This is a genomic window from Pseudomonas sp. NFX98 (genome assembly GCF_047784845.1).
Taxonomy (GTDB): Bacteria; Pseudomonadota; Gammaproteobacteria; order Pseudomonadales; family Pseudomonadaceae; genus Aquipseudomonas.
This window is the reverse complement of record NZ_JBLNNF010000011.1, coordinates 202,127-220,893: the sequence shown is the minus strand read 5'-3', so window position 1 is coordinate 220,893 and position 18,767 is coordinate 202,127. Positions and strand designations below refer to the sequence as shown.

General features: G+C 59.4%; 21 protein-coding genes. 11 read left to right on the top strand and 10 right to left on the bottom strand.

Features of this window, described 5'->3' with window-relative positions; all coding sequences use genetic code 11:
- Positions 1 to 155: 155 nt before the first annotated feature.
- From ACM110_RS16935 to ACM110_RS16920, 4 genes are all read right to left on the bottom strand, one after another.
- Entirely contained in the window at positions 156 to 533 is a 378-nt protein-coding gene (locus ACM110_RS16935; RefSeq protein ID WP_416128678.1) for a DUF2892 domain-containing protein, read from the bottom strand.
- An 81-nt stretch (positions 534 to 614) separates the two neighbouring features.
- Positions 615 to 1,085, bottom strand: coding sequence for an RNA methyltransferase (locus tag ACM110_RS16930; RefSeq protein WP_007911337.1), 471 nt, complete (start codon positions 1,083 to 1,085; stop codon positions 615 to 617).
- Between the two features lie 156 nt (positions 1,086 to 1,241).
- Entirely contained in the window at positions 1,242 to 1,613 is a 372-nt protein-coding gene (locus ACM110_RS16925; protein WP_007944009.1) for a YajD family HNH nuclease, read from the bottom strand.
- Positions 1,614 to 1,661: 48 nt separating this feature from the next.
- Positions 1,662 to 2,348 (bottom strand): spermidine synthase, encoded by a 687-nt coding sequence (locus ACM110_RS16920; RefSeq protein ID WP_046816779.1) that lies wholly within the window; start codon positions 2,346 to 2,348, stop codon positions 1,662 to 1,664.
- Positions 2,349 to 2,444: 96 nt separating this feature from the next.
- Here ACM110_RS16920 and ACM110_RS16915 point away from each other — a divergent pair, with 96 nt between their 5' ends.
- Positions 2,445 to 2,735, top strand: coding sequence for a hypothetical protein (locus ACM110_RS16915; RefSeq protein WP_338585243.1), 291 nt, complete (start codon positions 2,445 to 2,447; stop codon positions 2,733 to 2,735).
- Here ACM110_RS16915 and ACM110_RS16910 read toward each other — a convergent pair.
- Entirely contained in the window at positions 2,732 to 3,205 is a 474-nt protein-coding gene (locus ACM110_RS16910) for a cyclic nucleotide-binding domain-containing protein (protein ID WP_416128677.1), read from the bottom strand. The genes ACM110_RS16915 and ACM110_RS16910 overlap by 4 nt on opposite strands.
- A 204-nt stretch (positions 3,206 to 3,409) precedes the next feature.
- A complete protein-coding gene (locus tag ACM110_RS16905; RefSeq protein WP_416128676.1) occupies positions 3,410 to 5,464 on the bottom strand; it encodes a S9 family peptidase in 2,055 nt (684 codons plus the stop codon).
- A 178-nt stretch (positions 5,465 to 5,642) separates the two neighbouring features.
- Here ACM110_RS16905 and ACM110_RS16900 point away from each other — a divergent pair, with 178 nt between their 5' ends.
- From ACM110_RS16900 to ACM110_RS16890, 3 genes are read left to right on the top strand one after another with little or no spacing between them, the layout of a single operon-like run.
- Complete coding sequence (locus tag ACM110_RS16900; protein ID WP_416128675.1) at positions 5,643 to 6,140, top strand: MFS transporter; 498 nt, start codon at positions 5,643 to 5,645, stop codon at positions 6,138 to 6,140.
- Positions 6,141 to 6,173: 33 nt separating this feature from the next.
- Positions 6,174 to 6,950, top strand: coding sequence for a class II glutamine amidotransferase (locus ACM110_RS16895; RefSeq protein WP_416128674.1), 777 nt, complete (start codon positions 6,174 to 6,176; stop codon positions 6,948 to 6,950).
- A gap of 13 nt (positions 6,951 to 6,963) precedes the next feature.
- Positions 6,964 to 7,506 carry a DUF2937 family protein gene (locus ACM110_RS16890; protein ID WP_416128673.1) on the top strand — a complete coding sequence of 181 codons (543 nt, stop codon included), beginning with the start codon at positions 6,964 to 6,966 and terminating at the stop codon, positions 7,504 to 7,506.
- A gap of 123 nt (positions 7,507 to 7,629) precedes the next feature.
- Here the strand turns inward: ACM110_RS16890 and ACM110_RS16885 are convergent, their stop codons facing one another.
- Positions 7,630 to 8,544, bottom strand: a complete 915-nt coding sequence (locus tag ACM110_RS16885) for a LysR family transcriptional regulator (protein ID WP_416128672.1) — start codon at positions 8,542 to 8,544, stop codon at positions 7,630 to 7,632.
- Positions 8,545 to 8,691: 147 nt separating this feature from the next.
- Between ACM110_RS16885 and ACM110_RS16880 the strand changes: the two genes are divergently transcribed.
- The 4 genes from ACM110_RS16880 (at position 8,692) to ACM110_RS16865 (ending at position 12,425) form a co-directional block, all read left to right on the top strand.
- Positions 8,692 to 9,978, top strand: coding sequence for an MFS transporter (locus ACM110_RS16880; RefSeq protein ID WP_416128671.1), 1,287 nt, complete (start codon positions 8,692 to 8,694; stop codon positions 9,976 to 9,978).
- 73 nt (positions 9,979 to 10,051) lie between these two features.
- Positions 10,052 to 10,804 (top strand): 5-oxoprolinase subunit PxpA, encoded by a 753-nt coding sequence (locus ACM110_RS16875; RefSeq protein ID WP_416128670.1) that lies wholly within the window; start codon positions 10,052 to 10,054, stop codon positions 10,802 to 10,804.
- On the top strand, positions 10,801 to 11,505 hold the full coding sequence (pxpB, locus tag ACM110_RS16870; protein WP_416128669.1) for a 5-oxoprolinase subunit PxpB: 705 nt from the start codon (positions 10,801 to 10,803) through the stop codon (positions 11,503 to 11,505). Before ACM110_RS16875 ends, pxpB begins: the two co-directional genes overlap by 4 nt.
- Positions 11,502 to 12,425, top strand: coding sequence for a biotin-dependent carboxyltransferase family protein (locus ACM110_RS16865; RefSeq protein WP_416128668.1), 924 nt, complete (start codon positions 11,502 to 11,504; stop codon positions 12,423 to 12,425). The genes pxpB and ACM110_RS16865 overlap by 4 nt, the downstream gene beginning before the upstream one ends.
- Positions 12,426 to 12,510: 85 nt before the next feature.
- Here the strand turns inward: ACM110_RS16865 and ACM110_RS16860 are convergent, their stop codons facing one another.
- Entirely contained in the window at positions 12,511 to 13,689 is a 1,179-nt protein-coding gene (locus ACM110_RS16860; RefSeq protein ID WP_008055445.1) for a vWA domain-containing protein, read from the bottom strand.
- Between the two features lie 12 nt (positions 13,690 to 13,701).
- Positions 13,702 to 14,547, bottom strand: a complete 846-nt coding sequence (locus tag ACM110_RS16855) for an AAA family ATPase (protein ID WP_008153159.1) — start codon at positions 14,545 to 14,547, stop codon at positions 13,702 to 13,704.
- A gap of 341 nt (positions 14,548 to 14,888) precedes the next feature.
- Here ACM110_RS16855 and ACM110_RS16850 point away from each other — a divergent pair, with 341 nt between their 5' ends.
- Positions 14,889 to 15,389 carry a DUF2442 domain-containing protein gene (locus ACM110_RS16850; RefSeq protein ID WP_416128667.1) on the top strand — a complete coding sequence of 167 codons (501 nt, stop codon included), beginning with the start codon at positions 14,889 to 14,891 and terminating at the stop codon, positions 15,387 to 15,389.
- Here ACM110_RS16850 and ACM110_RS16845 read toward each other — a convergent pair.
- On the bottom strand, positions 15,386 to 16,462 hold the full coding sequence (locus ACM110_RS16845; RefSeq protein WP_416128666.1) for a DUF748 domain-containing protein: 1,077 nt from the start codon (positions 16,460 to 16,462) through the stop codon (positions 15,386 to 15,388). The genes ACM110_RS16850 and ACM110_RS16845 overlap by 4 nt on opposite strands.
- Before the next feature lie 129 nt (positions 16,463 to 16,591).
- Here ACM110_RS16845 and cysK point away from each other — a divergent pair, with 129 nt between their 5' ends.
- Complete coding sequence (cysK, locus tag ACM110_RS16840) at positions 16,592 to 17,566, top strand: cysteine synthase A (RefSeq protein WP_416128665.1); 975 nt, start codon at positions 16,592 to 16,594, stop codon at positions 17,564 to 17,566.
- 231 nt (positions 17,567 to 17,797) lie between these two features.
- Positions 17,798 to 18,736, top strand: a complete 939-nt coding sequence (locus ACM110_RS16835) for an aspartyl/asparaginyl beta-hydroxylase domain-containing protein (RefSeq protein WP_416128664.1) — start codon at positions 17,798 to 17,800, stop codon at positions 18,734 to 18,736.
- The last annotated feature ends 31 nt before the right edge of the window (positions 18,737 to 18,767 follow it).

Sequence of the window (18,767 nt, the reverse complement as noted above, 5' to 3'; positions counted from 1 at the left end):
CTGGAGCACAATCTACGTCACAGGCAAAAAGCCTAAGGAGCTGCACGGCTTCCAGATCCCTCCCTCGATGATCAGTCGAGAACTATCGCTCCTGATGGAGCGATAGTCGAGATACAAGGAGCTGCCGAAGGCTGCGATCTTTTGCTTTTAAAGGATCAAACCCCGGTTTTCGGCGACTTCAACGAATCATTCCCCGTGACCGTAGCGGTTTTGGTCGCCGCTTCGGCATTGGCCTTCAATGCCTTCAATTCTTCACCTGCCCGCTGAATCTTCGCCCGCACGTTGTTCATGTCCTGACGGCTTTTTTCCAGCAGGCTTTTCGCCGAGCTGTGGCCGGTGATGCCACGGGCCAGGGCCACGCCGCCGATGGCCACTTGAATCAAACCGAAGATGCCGCCGCGACGCAGGCCCTTGCCGACCATCACCACGCCGCCCGCCAGCGAGCCGATGCGCTCCCAGCCCTCGACGTTCTGCTCGGAGTGGCTCTGGAACGGTGTGGATTCGATACGTTCTACGCGTTTGAGTTCGCTCATGATCTGTCTCCAGGCAGGAAGTAATCGATAGTTAAGCTGACTACGCGGGCAGGCAGCTTGTTCCATCGGATGTGCGGCCTCTTAGCGGAATTTCGGCCCCGAGCGGGTATTCAGGCCCTTGGCCATGCGGTCGTACAGCACGACGTTGACCGTGGCCGCCAGGTTCATGCAACCGGTGGTCGGGATGTAGACCACGTCTTCGCACCAGTCGCGAATCTCTTTATCCAGCGAGCCGTCTTCCGGACCGAAGATGTACAGCGCACGGTCGGGATGGGTGTACTCGGGCAATGGGCGCGCGCCTTCGACCAGTTCGACGGCGACCGGAACGCAGTTCAGCGGCAGGATTTTCTTCAGGTCATCGATGCCGATCAGCGGGATGTCGTAGTGGACGCGCTTGGTATCGGTGACGAAGTCGGCGGCGCGTTCATAACGCTTGCCGGTGTAGAACACCGACGCCACGCCATAACAGCCAGCGGCGCGCATCACCGAACCGACGTTCTCCGGTGATTTGGGGTTATACAAACCAATGCAGCTGTACCGTTTGTCTGCCACGAGCGGGGTGCCTTTCGGGAAAAAAGCGGGATTATACGGGGATTGCTGGGTAGAGAGGGTGTTGGGTGGCAAGATCAAAAGATCGCAGCCTGCGGCAGCTCCTACAAGGTGTACACGTCCCAATGTAGGAGCTGCCGCAGGCTGCGATCTTTGCTTTTAATCTTCTTTCTTCATCAACCCGGCCAGCGCGGCAAACGGGTTATGCGTCGCCTTGGCGATTTTCGGCGTGCTCAGCGAGCCTTCGCCGAAGTACTGCTGGTCGGTATAGCGCGAGTGTTCGTTGTCGTGGCAATACAGGCACAACAGCTCCCAGTTCGAACCGTCCTGCGGGTTGTTGTCGTGGTTATGGTCGCGGTGGTGCACGGTCAGTTCGCTCAGGCGCTTGCCGGAGAATTCACGGGCGCAGCGGCCGCATACGTGCGGGTACATCTTCAGGGCCTTGTCGCGGTAGCCCATTTCCTTGTCGCGCTGGTTGTCGGCGAGGATGCGGTCCAGCTTCGACGTGTTGGTTGGGGTGGACGAACTCATGGGTTCACCTTTGTTGAATGACTAATGACGGTATAAACGCAGTTTAGCTCAGCCCTTGAGCTTCTCGGCAATCCAGATGGTGTGGCGGGTGCCCTTGTTGCCGTGGGCGAAGACTTGCACTTCCTCGGCCTTGAACCCGGCTTTTTTCAGTTTGTCGGAAAACTGCCGGTCCGCGCTGGCCGACCAGACCGCCAGCACGCCTTTTGGCCGCAGGGCCTTGGCGCAGGCACTCAGGCCGCCAGCGGAGTAGAGCCAGCTGTTGGCACGCTGGGTCAGGCCTTCGGGACCGTTGTCGACGTCGAGCATGATTGCATCGAAACCTTGTGGCTCGGCTTGCAGCACTTTGGCCACGTCTTCCAGGCGGATCACCGTGCGCGGGTCCTGGAGCGGGTTTCCGGCCTTCTCGCCCAACGGCCCGCGATTCCATTCCACGACGCCGGGGACCAGCTCGGCAACCACCACTTCAGCGCTCTTGCCCAGGTGCTTGAGCGCCGAGGCGAGGGTGAAGCCCATGCCCAGGCCGCCGATCAACACCCGCGAATTCGGCCGACCGGCGACCTTGCGGCAAGGGATCTCGGCCAGGGCATCTTCGGAACCGTGCATGCGCGTGTTCATCAGTTGCCCGCCGTCGCCGCCCTGGATCTTGATGACGAAATCCTCGCCGTACTCGAACAGGCATAGGGCACCGCCGTTTTCGGGAATGGGGGCGGTATCGAGCAGAACGAAACGTTTCATGGGGCTCACTTGAAGAAAATTGGCAGCACAGGGGGAAGGCAAACGGACGCAGTTGGGAGTAGCCTGCAAATGACAACAAGGCCAACGGAGCCATTGATGAAGCGCACCATTCTAACGGTCATTGCCCTGGCCGCGCTCTCGATTACTGCAGTGCAGGCCCAGACGCTACAGACTTCGCCCGTCAGTCCCGCGCCGATGCCCGGTTCGCCCGGCACCGCAACCCCCACGCCGTATCCACAAATCACTCCCGCACCCATGCCGAAAGTCGGCCCGGGCAGTGGCGGTCCGCCGTTGGTGCCTATCGAGAGGCCGAGCCCGCCGACCAAGGATCAGCCGGTGCCCGGGATCGAACAGAATCCGCCGAAGGTCAAGTCTCCCGGCGGTTAGACCTGTTGCGAAAGCAGTTGCCCGTCGGCCATGCGCAAGCGCTTGGACAGGGAGACGGCGAGGGCGCGGATGATCTTGGCGGCGATTTTCGGCGCGTCGTTGAGCATCTTTTCCAGCGAATCCTTGCCGAGGTTGAGCAACTGGCAGTTGCTCGCCGCCACGCAACTGGCCGAGCGACGTTCGCCGTCAAGCACCGCCATTTCGCCGAACGAACGGCCACTGCGCAGGGTAGCGATGGTCACCCGTTGTCCGTCGGCGGTGGATTTCTGTACCGCCACCTGGCCGGCGTGGATGATGCACATGAAACTGCCGGCATCGCCCTCCTGGAAAATCTGTTCACCCTGGGCAATGGTGCTGATGCTGAAATAGCCCGATGCGGCGGCGAAATCTGCCGGCAATAGCTGGTTGAACAGGCCGCAGTCCATCAGCCAGTCGCGGATTTCGTTGTTGAGTAAGGTCGGTTCTGACATTTTTTTGCGGTCTTTTTTGTTGTGTCTGTTTCCGAGTTTGACATTGCCCTGTAGGAGCACAGCTTGCTGGCGATGGCGGCGATTCAGTCAACATTGATATTGAATGTGGCGGCCTCATCGCGAGCAAGCTTTGCTCCTACAGGGGACGGTGTTGTATCGGCTCCCGATGTACGGAATTAAGACCGGTTCATCGGATCAAGTTCCTCAGGCAATCCGCAAAACCTTGAACAAAAATGCATATTCGAGTGCTACGTCACGCAATCCCTGATATCGCCCGCTCATCCCGCCATGCCCGGCACCCAGTTCGGTCTTGAGCAGCAGGGGATTGGTGTCGGTTTTGGTCGCGCGCAATTTCGCGACCCACTTGGCCGCTTCCCAGTACTGCACGCGGCTATCGTTGTAGCCGGCGATCACCAAGGTGGCCGGATAGGCTTGTGCCGTGACGTTTTCGTACGGGGCATAGGCCTTGAGCCGCTCATAGACGTCCGGCTCCTGCGGGTTGCCCCACTCGTCGTATTCGGTGACGGTCAGCGGCAGGTCGGGGTCGAGCATGGTGTTAAGCACGTCGACGAACGGCACTTCTGCAATCGCCGCGCCGAACAACTCCGGCCGTTGGTTGAGCACCGCGCCGATCAACAGGCCACCGGCACTGCCACCACTGATCGCCAGTTGTGGCGCGGTGGTGAAACCATTCGCGATCAAGTGCTCGGCGCAGGCGATGAAGTCGCTGAAGGTGTTGTGCTTGTGCTCCTGCTTGCCGGCGCGATACCAGGCTTCACCCAGTTCGCCGCCGCCACGCACGTGTGCAATGGCAAACGCCATGCCGCGATCGAGCAGGCTCAGGCGTGCGTGGGAGAACCACGGATCAAGGCTTTCGCCATAGGCGCCGTAGCCGTACAGATACAGCGGCACCGGTTTGCCGAGGGCTTCGCGCTTGACCACCAGGCTGATCGGCACCTGCGTGCCGTCAGGCGCGGTGGCCCACAGGCGCTGGCTGACGTAGGCATCGGCGTCGAACGGGCCGAGCACCGGGGTTTGCTTGAGCACTTGCTGTTCGCCGTTGCTCAGTTGCAGTTGGCGGATCTGCGCCGGACGGTTCAACGCTTCATAGCGCAGGCGAATCCGCTCGCTGACAAATTCCAGACTGTTCTGCACGTGCAGGCTGTAGGCCGCGTCCGGCAATTGCACCCGGTAGCTCGGCAGGTCTTGCGGATGGACTTCGATGATCGGCAGGCCACCTTCACGCAGGCTGAGGGTCATGGCGCCGGCATTCAAGCTCATGCCATCGATCATCACCGTGTCGCTGTGGGGGATCAGGTTTTGCCAGTCGGCTTCGATCGGCGCCGAGCCGGTATCGACAGCGGTGTACAGGGCGAAGTTGATGCCGTCGCGGTTGGTGCGAATGAACCAGGTCCACTGGCCGTCGAGGGCACCGTGGTCGACGTCGTACTCATGGTCTTCGACTCGTGGCGCAATACAGGTAAAGGCTTGCTGCGGCTGATTGGCGTCGAGTACCCAGACTTCGCTGGTGGTCTTGCTGCCCACGGACAGCAACAGTTGCTGCTCGGAACTGGCGCGATAGCAATGCATGAAGAAGCGACCGTCCGGCTCATGGAACACTTCCTCGGCCGCGGTGCCGTCCAGACGATAGCGGTACAGCTTGTGCGGGCGATGGGTGTCATCCAGTTCGCCGAAGAACAGCGTCAGGCTGTCATTGGCCCAGGTCATGCTGCCGTCGCAGTCCTGGAATTCCAGTTCACTGACACGACCGTCGGACAATTCCTTCACGAACAGCGTGTAGATCTCGTCACCTGTGGAATCGATGCTGTAGGCCAGGCGCTGGTGGTCCGGGCTGATACTGAACGCACCGAGGGAAAAGAAGCCGCCATTGGCCAGCACATTCGGGTCCAGCAGCAGTTGTTCCTGGCTTTCATCGAGGGTCAGGCTGTCGTCGGCCGGGCGCGGGCAGCGGTAGTGGCGGGCGTATTCGTCACCCGCCGTGGTGCGCGTGTAATACAGATACGGTCCCCACGGTGAAGGCAGGGACAGGTCGGTTTCGAGAATACGGCCCTTGATTTCCTCGAACAGGGTTTCACGCAGTCCGGCCTGATCGGCGGTTTGTGCTTCCTGATAACTGTTTTCAGCCTTGAGGTAGTCGAGCACCGCAGCGGTGTCGCGCTCCTGCAGCCAGGCATACGGGTCGGAACCTTCGGCCTTGTGGGCGATCGGGGCGTCGCAAATGTTGGCGGATAGGGGCATGAAGGGCTCTCGGACAGGTACTGAATAAGGGTTGGCAACCTGTAGGAGCTGCCGAAGGCTGCGATCTTTTGATCCTGATTTTTTAAGATCAAAAGATCGCAGCCTTCGCCAGCTCCTACATGAAGGAGCCTGACGGGCGAAAAGCCGTTATCATAAGCGCCTCTTTGCCTGCCTTGCCATGGACACCATGACCGAGAACGACTATCTGATCGCTTGGGGCCTCTACGCCTTTGCCGCTTTGGGCTGCCTGTTGGTGTGGATGCGCATTACCCGCTGGATGTGGCGTTGGCTGCGTGAGCCGCTGCGGTTGCTGGTGGCGGTGCTGCTGTTCAGCCCGACCATCATTGACCCGGTAAAGGAAAAGGTCGCCCCGGCCATCGCCATTACCGCCCTGGACCTGCTGTTCAAGGTCGGCAACAACGCGTGGCGGGCGATTTCCGATCTGTTCATGTACGGCATGATCGCTTTCGGCATCTACCTGGTGATCGTGGCGATCCGCTTCCCCATCGAGCGCGCCGCCAATGCCCGCAAGGAACAGGCCGCCGCCGCCAAGGCCGCCGCCCGTGCCGACGAACCGGAAGAGGATCATCCGTTCGGCGGTGCCGGCGATGATCGCTACGGCCGTCCGCCGTTGCCGAGCAATCCCCAGCGCATGCGGGTCGAACCTCGTCTGTAACCTTGCCCCCTGCCATTGAGCGAGAGTCCGAGCATGTGTGAGTTATTGGGCATGAGCGCCAATGTCCCGACCGATATCGTGTTCAGCTTTACCGGGCTGATGCAGCGCGGTGGCCGCACTGGTCCGCATCGCGATGGCTGGGGTATTGCCTTCTATGAAGGTCGCGGGCTGCGACTGTTCCAGGACCCGGCGGCGAGCTGCGAGTCGGAAGTCGCGAACCTGGTGCAGCGTTATCCGATCAAGAGCGAAGTGGTGATCGGGCACATCCGCCAGGCCAACGTCGGCAAGGTCTGCCTGTCCAATACCCATCCGTTCGTCCGAGAGTTGTGGGGGCGCAATTGGTGTTTCGCCCATAACGGCCAATTGGCCGACTTTCAGCCGAAGGCCAGTTTTTATCGCCCGGTTGGCGATACCGACAGCGAAGCGGCATTTTGCGATTTGCTCAACCGCGTACGCGCTGCGTTTCCCGAGCCGGTCGAGGTCGAAGAGTTGCTGCCGGAACTGGTCGCTGCCTGCGCCGAATACCGCAACAAAGGCGTGTTCAACTGCTTGCTCAGCGATGGCGACTGGTTGTTCTGCTACTGCTCGACCAAACTGGCGCAGATTACCCGTCGCGCCCCGTTCGGCCCGGCGCGCTTGAAGGACGTCGATGTGATCGTCGACTTCCAGGCCGAAACCACGCCCAACGACGTGGTCACCGTGATCGCCACTGAACCCCTGACCGAAAACGAAACCTGGACCCGCTATGAACCGGGCCAATGGAGCCTGTGGCGACGCGGTGAATGCGTCAGCCAGGGCATGACCGAATAAGGATCTGCTCCCCATGTTGCTCAGTTATCTACGGCTGGTGTTATTCGCGGCGGGCCTGTTGATCGGTGTCCAGGTGCCGGGGTTCATCAACGATTACGCCAAGCGGATCGAAGCGCATCTGATTGAGGCGCAAACCGGTTTGAGCGGGTTTCAGAACACCGCCAATCAGTTCTTCAAGGGTGATATGCAGGCGCTGGTCGCTCATTACCGTGCCAGCGAAGACCCGATTTTTCGCAGTGATGCCGATAGCCTCAGCAACTTGCTGACCCGTCAGGTGGCGCTGGATAAACAGTTCCAGGCGATGCAGGGCCCGTGGTACATCCGCTTCCTGCAAGTGGTGCTGGCGGCGGATCCGGATATTCGCAAGGAAACCTGGAATGGCTACAGCTACCAGATCCTGTTGACCCCGGAAGCGATGATCTGGGGCATGAGCGGCGCGCTGCTGTTGTCGTTCGGGATTGAGTGCCTGTTCCGTTTGATCGATTGGGTGGTGTTGGGCGGCAAACGCCTGCGCCAGAGCCGGCCGATCGAAGAGCGGGATTTGCGCGGGCTTTGACCCATTCCTGTTCACTGTGGATGGCGCTTTTTGTAGGAGCAAGGCTTGCCCGCGATAGCAACTTCAAGGACGCCATCGCGGGCAAGCCTTGCTCCTACGGATCGGATTTGTCCCCACCAACTGTCAATTAGCCAACACGATGTAATTCTCACCCACCTTCTGCGCATACCCCTCCAACACCTGCTGACACAACGCAACAATCTCCTCGACCCACTCAACGCCCACCCGCCACGACACCACCACCTGCAAGTCCGGTGGCCGCTGATCGATATCCAGCAAGGTCAATTCCCCGCGCGCCAGTTCCTCGGCCACCAGCACCGGCGGCAACGCGCCGATGCCGAAGCCGTCACGCAACAACCGGGTAATCGCCGACACCGAATTCACACAATTGAGTCGCGGCGCCGTTACGCCGTTGGCCTGCATCAGTGCCAGCACTTCCTGATGCGGATGGGAGTTTTTCGAGTAGGTGATGATCCGCTCATTCGCCAGATCGACCACGCCTGAATACTCACGGTTGTACAGCGAATTGCTGGCGACGATCCAGCCCATCGGATGGCTCGCCAGTTCCAGGCTGCGCACACTTTCCTGGCGCAGCAGGTCGGTTTGCAGGATCACATCGAGGAAGCCTTTTTGCAGCTGATCGCAGAGGTTCAGCGAGGTATCGGCCACCAACTCGATTTCCACGAGCGGATAGTGATCGGTCATCTGCGCCACCAGCGGGCTGAGCCAGGTGTGGATCACGGTGTCCATCACGCCAATGCGCACACGTCCGGCCTTGCTCGAACGGGTTTCGATCGACTGCTTGAGCGCCTGCATGGTGTCCATCATCTGCTCGGCGTAATCGAGCACTTTCAAGCCTTCGGGCGTCAGGCTCACGCCACGCGAATCACGCAGGAAAAGCTTCACGCCGAGCTCGCTTTCAAGCACGGCAATGCGGCTGGAAATCGACGCCTGGGTGGTGAAGAGTTTGTCGGCGGTCAGGCGAAAACTCTTGAGTCGGGCGACCCAGACAAAGGTCTCGAGAAACTTCAGGTTCATGGGATCAAGTTTTTCTTATGGCTAGGACGGGTTTTTATTAGTTGGACGCGACAGGGTGGCGCGACCAAAAATCGACGCATCCGGTTCCCACGATAGGCGTCGTCGGGGCTCAGAACAATACCAATAAAATCAGCGCGGAGATTTGCCATGAGTGCGCCCGACACCACCGCCATCCCGAAAGCATCGGCTCGCCCGGGACCTTTCGACTGGTATCGCAACATCAATCAGCAGGAACGCCGCACCTTCTGGAGCTGCAAGATCGGCTATGGCCTGGACGGCATGGACACCCAGATGCTCAGCTTCGTGGTGCCGACTCTGATTGCCATGTGGGGCATCACCACCGGGCAGGCCGGGCTGATACACACCAGCACGCTGATCGCTTCGGCCATCGGTGGCTGGGTGGCGGGGATTCTCTCCGACCGCATTGGCCGGGTGCGCACACTGCAATTGACCGTATTGTGGTTCGCCTTCTTCACCTTCCTCTGCGGTTTCGCGCAGAACTACGAACAACTGTTGATCGCCCGCACCCTGATGGGCTTCGGTTTCGGTGGTGAATGGACGGCCGGTGCGGTGCTGATCGGTGAAGTCATTCGTGCCCAGGACCGCGGCAAGGCCGTGGGCATGGTGCAATCCGGCTGGGCATTGGGCTGGGGCCTGACGGCGATTCTGTATGCGCTGCTGTTCTCGATCATGCCGCCGGAAGATGCCTGGCGTGCACTGTTCATTCTCGGCATCGTGCCGGCGATTTTTGTAATTTTCGTCCGCCGTCTGGTCAAGGACCCGGAAATCTACCGCGAAGCCAAAGCCAGGCAAGAGCCGAGCAATCCGTCGAAGTTTTACGAGATCTTCGCCCCCGGCATGCTCTTCACCACGATTCGCGCTTCGTTGCTGACCACCGGTGCGCTGGGCGGTTACTACGCGATCACTTCCTGGCTGCCGACTTTCCTGAAGAACGAACGCGGCTTGAGCGTACTGGGTACTGGCGGTTATCTGGCGATGGTGATCGTCGGTTCCTACGTCGGCTATGTCATCAGCGCTTATTTGACTGACATCCTCGGCCGCAAGAAAAACTTCATTCTGTTCGCGGTGGGCTCGTTCACCATCGTGTTGCTCTACACCCAACTGCCCGTCAGCAACGGCGTGATGCTGTGGCTGGGCTTTCCGCTGGGCTTCTTCGCCTCGGGGATTTTCAGCGGCATGGGCGCGTTCCTGACCGAGTTGTTCCCGACGCGTATTCGCGGTTCGGGCCAGGGCTTCTGCTACAACATCGGCCGGGCGCTGGCGGCGTTGTTTCCGCTGCTGATCGGCCTGCTCAGCCAGACCGTGCCGCTGAGCGTCGGCATCGGTGCCTTTGCGGCGGTGTCCTACGGCGTGGTGATCCTCGCGGCCCTGAGCCTGCCGGAAACCCGTGGCAAACAACTCGACGCCCAGTAACTGATAATCTGCGGGGCTGTTCTACAGATATGTCCCGCAGCTAAAAAGAATAAAGCCTACAGGAGTGTTCATCGTGAGCCGCCTGCTATTGAACTGCGACATCGGCGAGAGTTTCGGTAACTGGACCATGGGTCTGGACGCGGAAGTCATGCCCTTCATCGATTGCGCCAACATCGCCTGCGGTTTTCACGCCGGCGACCCGAGCATCATGCGCAAGACCGTCAGCCTGGCCCTCAGTCATGGCGTGAAGATCGGCGCTCATCCGGCCTATCAGGATCTGGTGGGTTTCGGCCGTCGCTCCATGGCGTATGCCACCCAGGAACTTCAGGACATCCTGCATTACCAGATCGGCGCCCTCGATGGCATCTGCCGGGCCCAGGGCGGGCGGGTCAGCTACGTCAAACCCCACGGTGCGATGTACAACGACATGATGGCCAACCCGGCGCAATTGCGCGCCGTGCTGCAAGCGGTGGCGTCCTATGACCGCAACCTGCCGTTGATGCTGATGGCGACCAAAGACAACAGCGCGGCGCAGCAGTTGGGCGATGAATACGGTGTGACCCTGTGGTTCGAGGTCTTCGCCGATCGCGCCTACGACAGCGCCGGCATGTTGGTCTCGCGGCAACTACCGGGCGCGGTGCATCACGATCCGGAAAAAATCATCGACCAAGCGCTGACCATCGCCCGTGGCGACAACCTCACCGCCAGTGACGGCAGCGCCCTGCATTTGCAGGCCAACACCCTCTGCGTGCATGGCGACAACGCCAGTTCGGTCGCCGCCGTGCAGCGAATCCGTGAAGCCTTGAACCGGCAGAGCGCGTCATGAAACTGCGGGTGGAAGTGGTCGCGCTGGATTGTCTGATGGTGCGCTTGTTCGATGAAATTGCTGAAACCAACATGCCGTGGATGCTGGCGGCCAGCGAGAGTCTACGGGCGACGTTTGCTGAACATCTGATCGATCTGGTGCCGTCCTACACAACCTTGATGGTGCATTACGATCTGACCGCGTTGAGCCCGACCCAAGCCCGGGAGTTAATCGCCCAAGCGCTGATTGATCTGTCGCCCAACGCGCGCACTCGCGGCACCTGTCATGTGTTGCCGGTGTGGTACGACTTGAGCGTCGGGCCCGAGCTGAGCCTGCTGTCGCAGCGCAGCGGCCTGGCGGTGGAAGAGGTGATCCGTCGTCACAGCGAGCGTGAGTATCAGGTGTTTGCCCTGGGCTTTGCGCCGGGCTTCGCCTTCATGGGGTTGGTGGAAGACGTGCTGGCCGCGCCACGTCTGAACACGCCACGCAAGAAAGTCGCCGCCGGCAGTGTAGGCATCGCTGAACGGCAAACGGCGGCTTATCCGGTGGTATCGCCGGGTGGCTGGAACCTGATCGGTCGCACACCGGCCAAATTGTTCGACCGCAACCGTGACGGCTACAGCCTGATGCAACCGGGCGACACCGTGCGCTTCGAAGCGGTCGGCCGTGCCGAATTCATCAACCTGGGCGGTGACGATACGCCACTGGAGGTCCAGGCATGAGCCGTTTGACGATAGAGGCGAGCACGCCGCTCTGCCTGTTGCAGGACGCCGGGCGTTTCGGTGTACGTCATCTGGGTGTGACCCAGGGCGGCGCGGCCGATTGGCGTTCGATGTCGTGGGCTAACTGGCTGTTGGGCAACGGATTGGATGCGCCTGTGATCGAAATCACCCTTGGTGGGTTTACCGTCGTGGCCGAGGAAGATTGCGTATTGGCGCTGGCCGGCGCGGACCTTGGCGCACACATCGATGGCGAGCCATTGGCGCCGTGGCGCAGTTTCAGGCTGCAAAAAGGTCAGCGTTTGCAGTTCACCCAGCCGTTGCTTGGCGCACGCGCTTATCTGGCCGCACCGGGTGGCTTCGATGCGCCGAAGGTGTTGGGCAGCAGCGCGACGGTGATCCGTGAAGAACTCGGGGGACTGGATGGCATGGGTCGCGCGCTGAGCAAAGGCGCGGGTTTGAGCTACTCAGGCAACTCAGTGATGTTGTTGCGGGAGTTGACCGCGGACCAGCGGCCGAATCTGAATCTTGATGCGCCGTTGGATCTGGTGCTCGGAGCACAAATCGGTGAATTCAGCGGGCAGAGTCTGTTCGATGCGTTCAACAGCGTTTGGAGCCTCGACAGCCGTGCGGACAGGATGGGCATTCGCCTGTTGGGCACGGCGTTGCAGTACCAGGGCAAGCCGATGATTTCCGAGGGCATTCCGCTTGGGGCGGTCCAGGTGCCACCGGACGGGCAGCCGATTGTATTGCTCAATGATCGGCAGACCATTGGTGGGTATCCGCGATTGGGGGCGTTGACGCCGTTGGCGTTGGCTCGGTTGGCGCAGTGTCTGCCGGGGGCGCAGGTGCGGTTGAAGCCGGTGGTGCAGGATGTGGCGCACCGCGAACAAGTCGAGTATTTGCGCTGTTTGAAGGTGTGAAAATCAAAAGATCGCAGCCTGCGGCAGCTCCTACACCGATCTCTGTAGGAGCTGCCGCAGGCTGCGATCTTTTAGGGCGACATGTTTATTTGGAAAGAAACCGCATCCCTTCCTCCAACCCCCGCAGGGTCAGCGGATACATCTGGTCCTCGATCAAATCCCTCACGATATTGGTCGACGAGGTATAGCCCCACGTGTCCTTCGGATACGGGTTGATCCAGATGAGCTTCTTGTACTTCTCCTTGAACCGTTGCATCCACACGTAACCGGCTTCTTCGTTCCAGTGCTCGACGCTGCCGCCGGCCTGGGTGATTTCGTAGGGCGCCATCGCAGCGTCACCAATGAAGATCACTTTGTAATCGGCGCCGTACTTGTGCAGCAGGTCCATGGTCGAGGTGCGCTCGGAGGTGCGGCGCATGTTGTTCTTCCACACTGATTCATAAATGAAGTTGTGGAAGTAGAAGTACTCCAGATGCTTGAACTCGGTCTTGCAGGCCGAAAACAACTCCTCGCAAATCTTCACGTGGGCGTCCATCGAACCGCCGATGTCGAACAGCAGCAACAGCTTGACGGTGTTGCGCCGCTCCGGCCGCATCTGGATGTTCAGCAGGCCGGCATCCTTGGCGGTGTGGTCGATGGTGCCGTCGATGTCCAGCTCTTCCGCCGCACCCTGGCGAGCGAACTTGCGCAAGCGGCGCAGGGCGACCTTGATGTTGCGCGTGCCCAGTTCCACCGAATCGTCGAGGTTCTTGTACTCGCGCTGATCCCAGACCTTGACTGCTTTGCCTTGGCGTTTGCCGGCATCGCCAACCCGAATGCCTTCCGGGTTGAAGCCACCGGAACCGAACGGGCTGGTGCCACCGGTGCCGATCCATTTGTTGCCACCGGCATGGCGTTCCTTCTGTTCTTCCAGGCGTTTCTTGAACTCTTCGATCAGCTTGTCGAGGCCGCCCAGAGACTGGATCGCCGCCCGCTCTTCGTCGGTCAGCGAACGCTCGAACTCCTTGCGCAGCCAGTCTTCGGGAATTAACGCCTGAAGATGATCGTCGAGTTTTTCCAGACCGTTGAAATAGGCACCGAAGGCTCGGTCGAACTTGTCGAAATGCTTTTCGTCCTTCACCAGAATCGCCCGGGACAGGTAGTAAAACTCGTCCATGTCGGCAAAGGTCACGCGCTGTTTCAGCGCGTTGATAAGGTCCAGCAGCTCGCGTACCGAAACCGGCACCTTGGCTGCGCGCATTTCATTGAACAGGTTGAGCAGCATGGCATCAGCCTCTTAGCGGGTGCCGCGACGGCTCATGAACGCCAGGCGCTCCAGCAGTTGCACGTCCTGTTCGTTTTTCACCAGCGCACCGGCCAGCGGCGGGATGGCCTTGGTCGGATCGCGTTCACGCAGCACCGCTTCACCGATGTTGTCGGCCATCAGCAGCTTCAGCCAGTCCACCAGTTCGGAGGTCGATGGCTTCTTCTTCAGGCCCGGCACCTTGCGCACGTCGAAGAACACATCCAGCGCTTCGCTGACCAGGTCTTTCTTGATGTTCGGGTAGTGCACGTCGACGATCCGTTGCATCGTGGTGCGATCCGGGAAGGCGATGTAATGGAAGAAGCAGCGGCGCAGGAAGGCGTCCGGCAGCTCTTTCTCGTTGTTGGAGGTAATGATGATGATCGGGCGTTTCTTGGCCTTGATGGTCTCGTCTATCTCGTAAACGTAGAACTCCATCTTGTCGAGTTCTTGCAGCAGATCGTTGGGGAACTCGATGTCGGCCTTGTCGATTTCGTCGATCAGCAGGATCACCCGCTCTTCGGACTCGAAGGCTTCCCAGAGCTTGCCCTTTTTCAGGTAGTTGCGAACGTCGTGGACCTTTTCCGTGCCCAGCTGCGAATCGCGCAGGCGGCTGACCGCGTCGTACTCGTACAGGCCTTGATGGGCCTTGGTGGTGGATTTGATGTGCCAGGTAATCAGCTTGGCGCCAAAGGATTCGGCCAGTTGCTCGGCGAGCATGGTCTTGCCGGTGCCCGGTTCGCCCTTGACCAGCAACGGCCGCTCCAGGGTGATGGCGGCGTTGACCGCCAGCTTCAGGTCATCGGTGGCGACGTAGGCCTGGGTGCCTTCGAACTTCATCTGCTAATCCTCGAACGGTAACGCCGACCTGAACGAGGCAGGGCGGGGCGCAATAAAATGGTCAGCCCCGACTATAACGCGCTGCCCGGTCGACTGTGAACGCAGACGGCTTATTCAGTCTCTGAATGGAGCGTCACATCTTGACTCAGTCTCGGCGCGTGGCCAGTATTGAGCTATCGCCATATTGGCGATAGCTTGCGAGACATGTCTACTAAATACCGATTTCGAGATACGTATCGCATTCAGTTGCGGGAAAAGGATCATCCGCCGCCGCTGATCATCAAGGAAGCGCTGGAATGGGTCAGGGCCCATCAGACGCAATTGCTGGAGGATTGGAAACGATGTTACCCATGAAGCGACCAAGGTTGTCGGCGGTGCAGGCATTGCCAGATTACCGACTGGCGCTGACCTTCATTGACGGCCAACAACTGACCCTTGATTTGAGCCATGACCTGCAAGCCTTTCCCGGGTTACAACCATTGCGGGGAAGCGCTTTCGAGGTCGCAGAGCTCGGTGATGATGGCTGGTGCGTCGAATGGCCCGAGGTGGATATCCAGATCGGCGCCGACACCTTGTATCTGGATGCACTCGCGCAAAACGCGTCCGACGAAAATACCCGGATCTTCATCGATTGGCGCGCTCGCACCGGCCTGCCACTGAATCAGGCCGCCGAGGCGTTGGGGGTCAGCACCCGGAGCATCACTCGCTACAGCAGCGGTCGGGAAGCTGTGCCGCGATCCTTGGCTCTGGCCTGTCTCGGCTGGGACTTTCTGCAACTGCAAGCGAACTCGCCAAGGGCAGCGGAAGAGACCGGGCGGTACACCGTCACGCGCAAACGTTAACCATCATCCGGTTTCGGCCGTTCATACCGCGCATTGAACGCCTGAACGAAACCATTACGCAAAATCTGCAAAAACGCTTCGAACGCGCTGATATTTTGCTGATGTACGCTACCGCTGAGTTCAACCCGTGTGGCGAACTGGTTTTTGCCCTGGTTTTTCAACACGGTTTCGGTGCCGCCGACGAGCGCTTCCCACACCGAGCGGAACAAGCCCTTTTTCTCGTTTTGCACATCTTGCTGCCAGTTGAAGACATCCACATCACGCAGCAGCGGTTTGATGTAGCCGGTGAGTCGCCCCTTATTGGCTTTGGCTTCGATCACCACGTCGCCGTGGCCGGCGTTGAAGTCGAATTTGCCGTAGGCCGAGGCGAAGTCGTTCATGCGTTTGAGCTCGATGTCCTTGGCCCGCAGACGAAACTCGAATTCTTCGAAGTTGCTCAGTGGATCAAACGTCGCAGTGCTTTCCAGTGGCGCATGCCCCAGCAACAGCGCCTTGCCTTCGAAACGGGCATCGCGCTTGCCTTCGGTGTCGACAACGTTGGTCAGGTTGTAAATGCTCGCGTCGATTTTGGTGGCGTTCATGTTCACCGGCGGTTTCGAATTGAAATTGCGAAAGCTGATCTTGCCGTCATTTATCCGCACTTCATTCAGGGTGATGGGCAACAGTTTTCCCAGTTGCGCGCGCCAGTCGGTGCCCTGACCGGTTTGTGAATTCTGTTTATTCGCGCCGCCGTCAACGAAATTCACTTCGGGATTGATGAACTGGACTTCGGCCACCACCGCGTGGTCGTACCAGAGCGAATGCCAACTGACGGAAAGGTCGATCAACGGCGCGTTGACGAACGGCACCGGTACTTTGCCATCGACCTTGACGATTTTCAGGCCATTGATTTTATAGGCGCCGCGCCACAGGGCCAGGTCCACATCGGTGATCTGGCCGCGGTAGTCGCCCATGTCCGCCAGCCTGTCATTGAGGTAGTCGCGCACCAGGTAGGGCAGGGCGAAGTGCAGGGCAATCAGCAGCACAACGAGGCCGGCGAAGGTCCACAGCGGCCAACTGTAACGACGTTTCATAGTGGCAAATCTCTGGCGATCTAAAGCCATTGACTGCGCTGGTAACCGGACGTTCGACCTGACTGGACGCCCAAGGGCAAGAGGCTTACCTTGATGCCCTATTTCAATGCTGTCGTTAAGGACCCAGCCATGAGCCGTATTTTCGCTGACAACGCCCATTCCATCGGCAATACACCGCTGGTGCAGATCAACCGCATCGCCCCGCGTGGTGTGACCATCCTGGCGAAGATCGAAGGGCGCAACCCCGGTTACTCGGTCAAGTGCCGTATCGGCGCAAACATGATCTGGGATGCCGAAAGCACCGGCAAACTCAAGCCAGGCATGACCATTGTCGAACCGACCTCCGGCAATACCGGCATCGGCCTGGCCTTCGTCGCTGCCGCGCGGGGCTACAAACTGATGCTGACCATGCCTTCTTCCATGAGCATCGAGCGACGCAAGGTACTCAAGGCGCTGGGCGCGGAACTGGTACTGACGGAACCGGCCAAGGGCATGAAGGGTGCGATCGAGAAGGCGGGAGAAATCGTTGCCAGCGATTCGTCCAGATACTTTATGCCGGCGCAATTCGATAACCCGGCCAATCCGGCCATCCACGAAAAAACCACTGGTCCGGAAATCTGGAACGATACGGACGGCGCAGTGGATGTTTTGGTGGCAGGCGTCGGAACTGGCGGAACCATTACCGGCGTCTCGCGGTATATCAAGAATACCCAAGGCAAACCGATCATCTCGGTGGCGGTGGAGCCGATCGTATCGCCGGTGATTACCCAGGCGCTGGCCGGTGAAGAAATCAAGCCGAGCCCGCACAAAATCCAGGGTATCGGTGCCGGTTTCGTGCCGAAGAACCTGGATCTGTCTATCGTTGATCGGGTGGAACTGGTCAGCGACGACGAGTCCAAGGCCATGGCGCTGCGTTTGATGCAGGAGGAAGGAATTCTGTGCGGCATCTCCTGCGGGGCGGCGATGGCGGTGGCGGTGCGGCTGGCCGAGACACCGGAAATGCAGGGCAAGACCATCGTGGTCATCCTGCCGGATTCCGGTGAGCGTTACCTGTCGAGCATGCTGTTCAGCGATCTGTTTACCGAGCAGGAGAACCAGCAGTAACGGTCAGGTTTCGGGCGATGGTGGAGAAGGGCGTAAATGCCTTCTCCAGCAGGGCTGATTCACGTCAGCCCGTGTTCAGGTGCGTTGTGTTAACTAATGCGTTGTTGCGCAATCGTTAACACTGAATGTTGGTTTAGACGGGTTTTTCCCTGGGTTGGCAGTGTTTATCATGCCAACAGCGACGTCGGGTAAATGGCGTTGTGCAACGTGTCTGTTACCAAGGAGCCGTAGATGACTTTATCCTTTGCCGCGAAGGCGTCGTTGTTGTTGCTGTTTCTCGGCAGCACCCTCTATGTGCATTTACGTGGCAAGGCCCGTTTGCCGGTTCTGCGTCAGTTCGTAAACCACTCTGCGCTATTTGCACCTTACAACGCCTTGATGTACCTGTTCTCCAGCGTGCCCTCCAAGCCTTATCTGGACCGCAGCCGGTTTCCTGAGCTGGATGTACTCAAGAACAACTGGGAAGCCATTCGCGACGAAGCGATGCACTTGTTCGACGAGGGCTACATCCGCGCCGCCGAAAAGAACAACGACGCCGGTTTCGGTTCGTTCTTCAAGAAAGGCTGGAAGCGTTTCTACCTCAAGTGGTACGACAAACCATTGCCATCGGCCGAGCTGTTATGCCCGAAAACCGTAGCGTTGGTCAGCAGCATTCCCAACATCAAGGGCGCAATGTTTGCGCTGCTCCCGGGCGGCAGTCACCTCAACCCGCACCGCGATCCGTTCGCCGGTTCCCTGCGTTATCACCTGGGCCTGTCGACCCCCAATTCCGATGATTGCCGCATTTTTGTCGACGGTCAGGTGTATGCCTGGCGCGACGGTGAAGATGTGATGTTCGATGAAACCTATGTGCATTGGGTCAAGAACGAAACCGACCAGACCCGGGTCATCCTGTTTTGTGACATCGAGCGACCGCTGAGCAATCGCCTGATGACGCGCATCAACCGTTCGATCAGTGCTTTTTTGGGCCGCGCCACCGCACCGCAAAACCTCGATGACGAACGTGTTGGCGGAATCAATCAGGCGTATGCGTGGAGCAAGAACTCCAGCGACAAAATCAGCGGTGCCGTCAAACAGTGGAAGCGCCGTAATCCCAAGGCTTATCGCGTGCTGCGGCCGGTGTTGGCGGTGGTGGTGCTGGCGTTGTTGGGGTACTGGTTGTTTGGGTGATTGTCTACATGAAAAAACCGCTCCCAGGGAG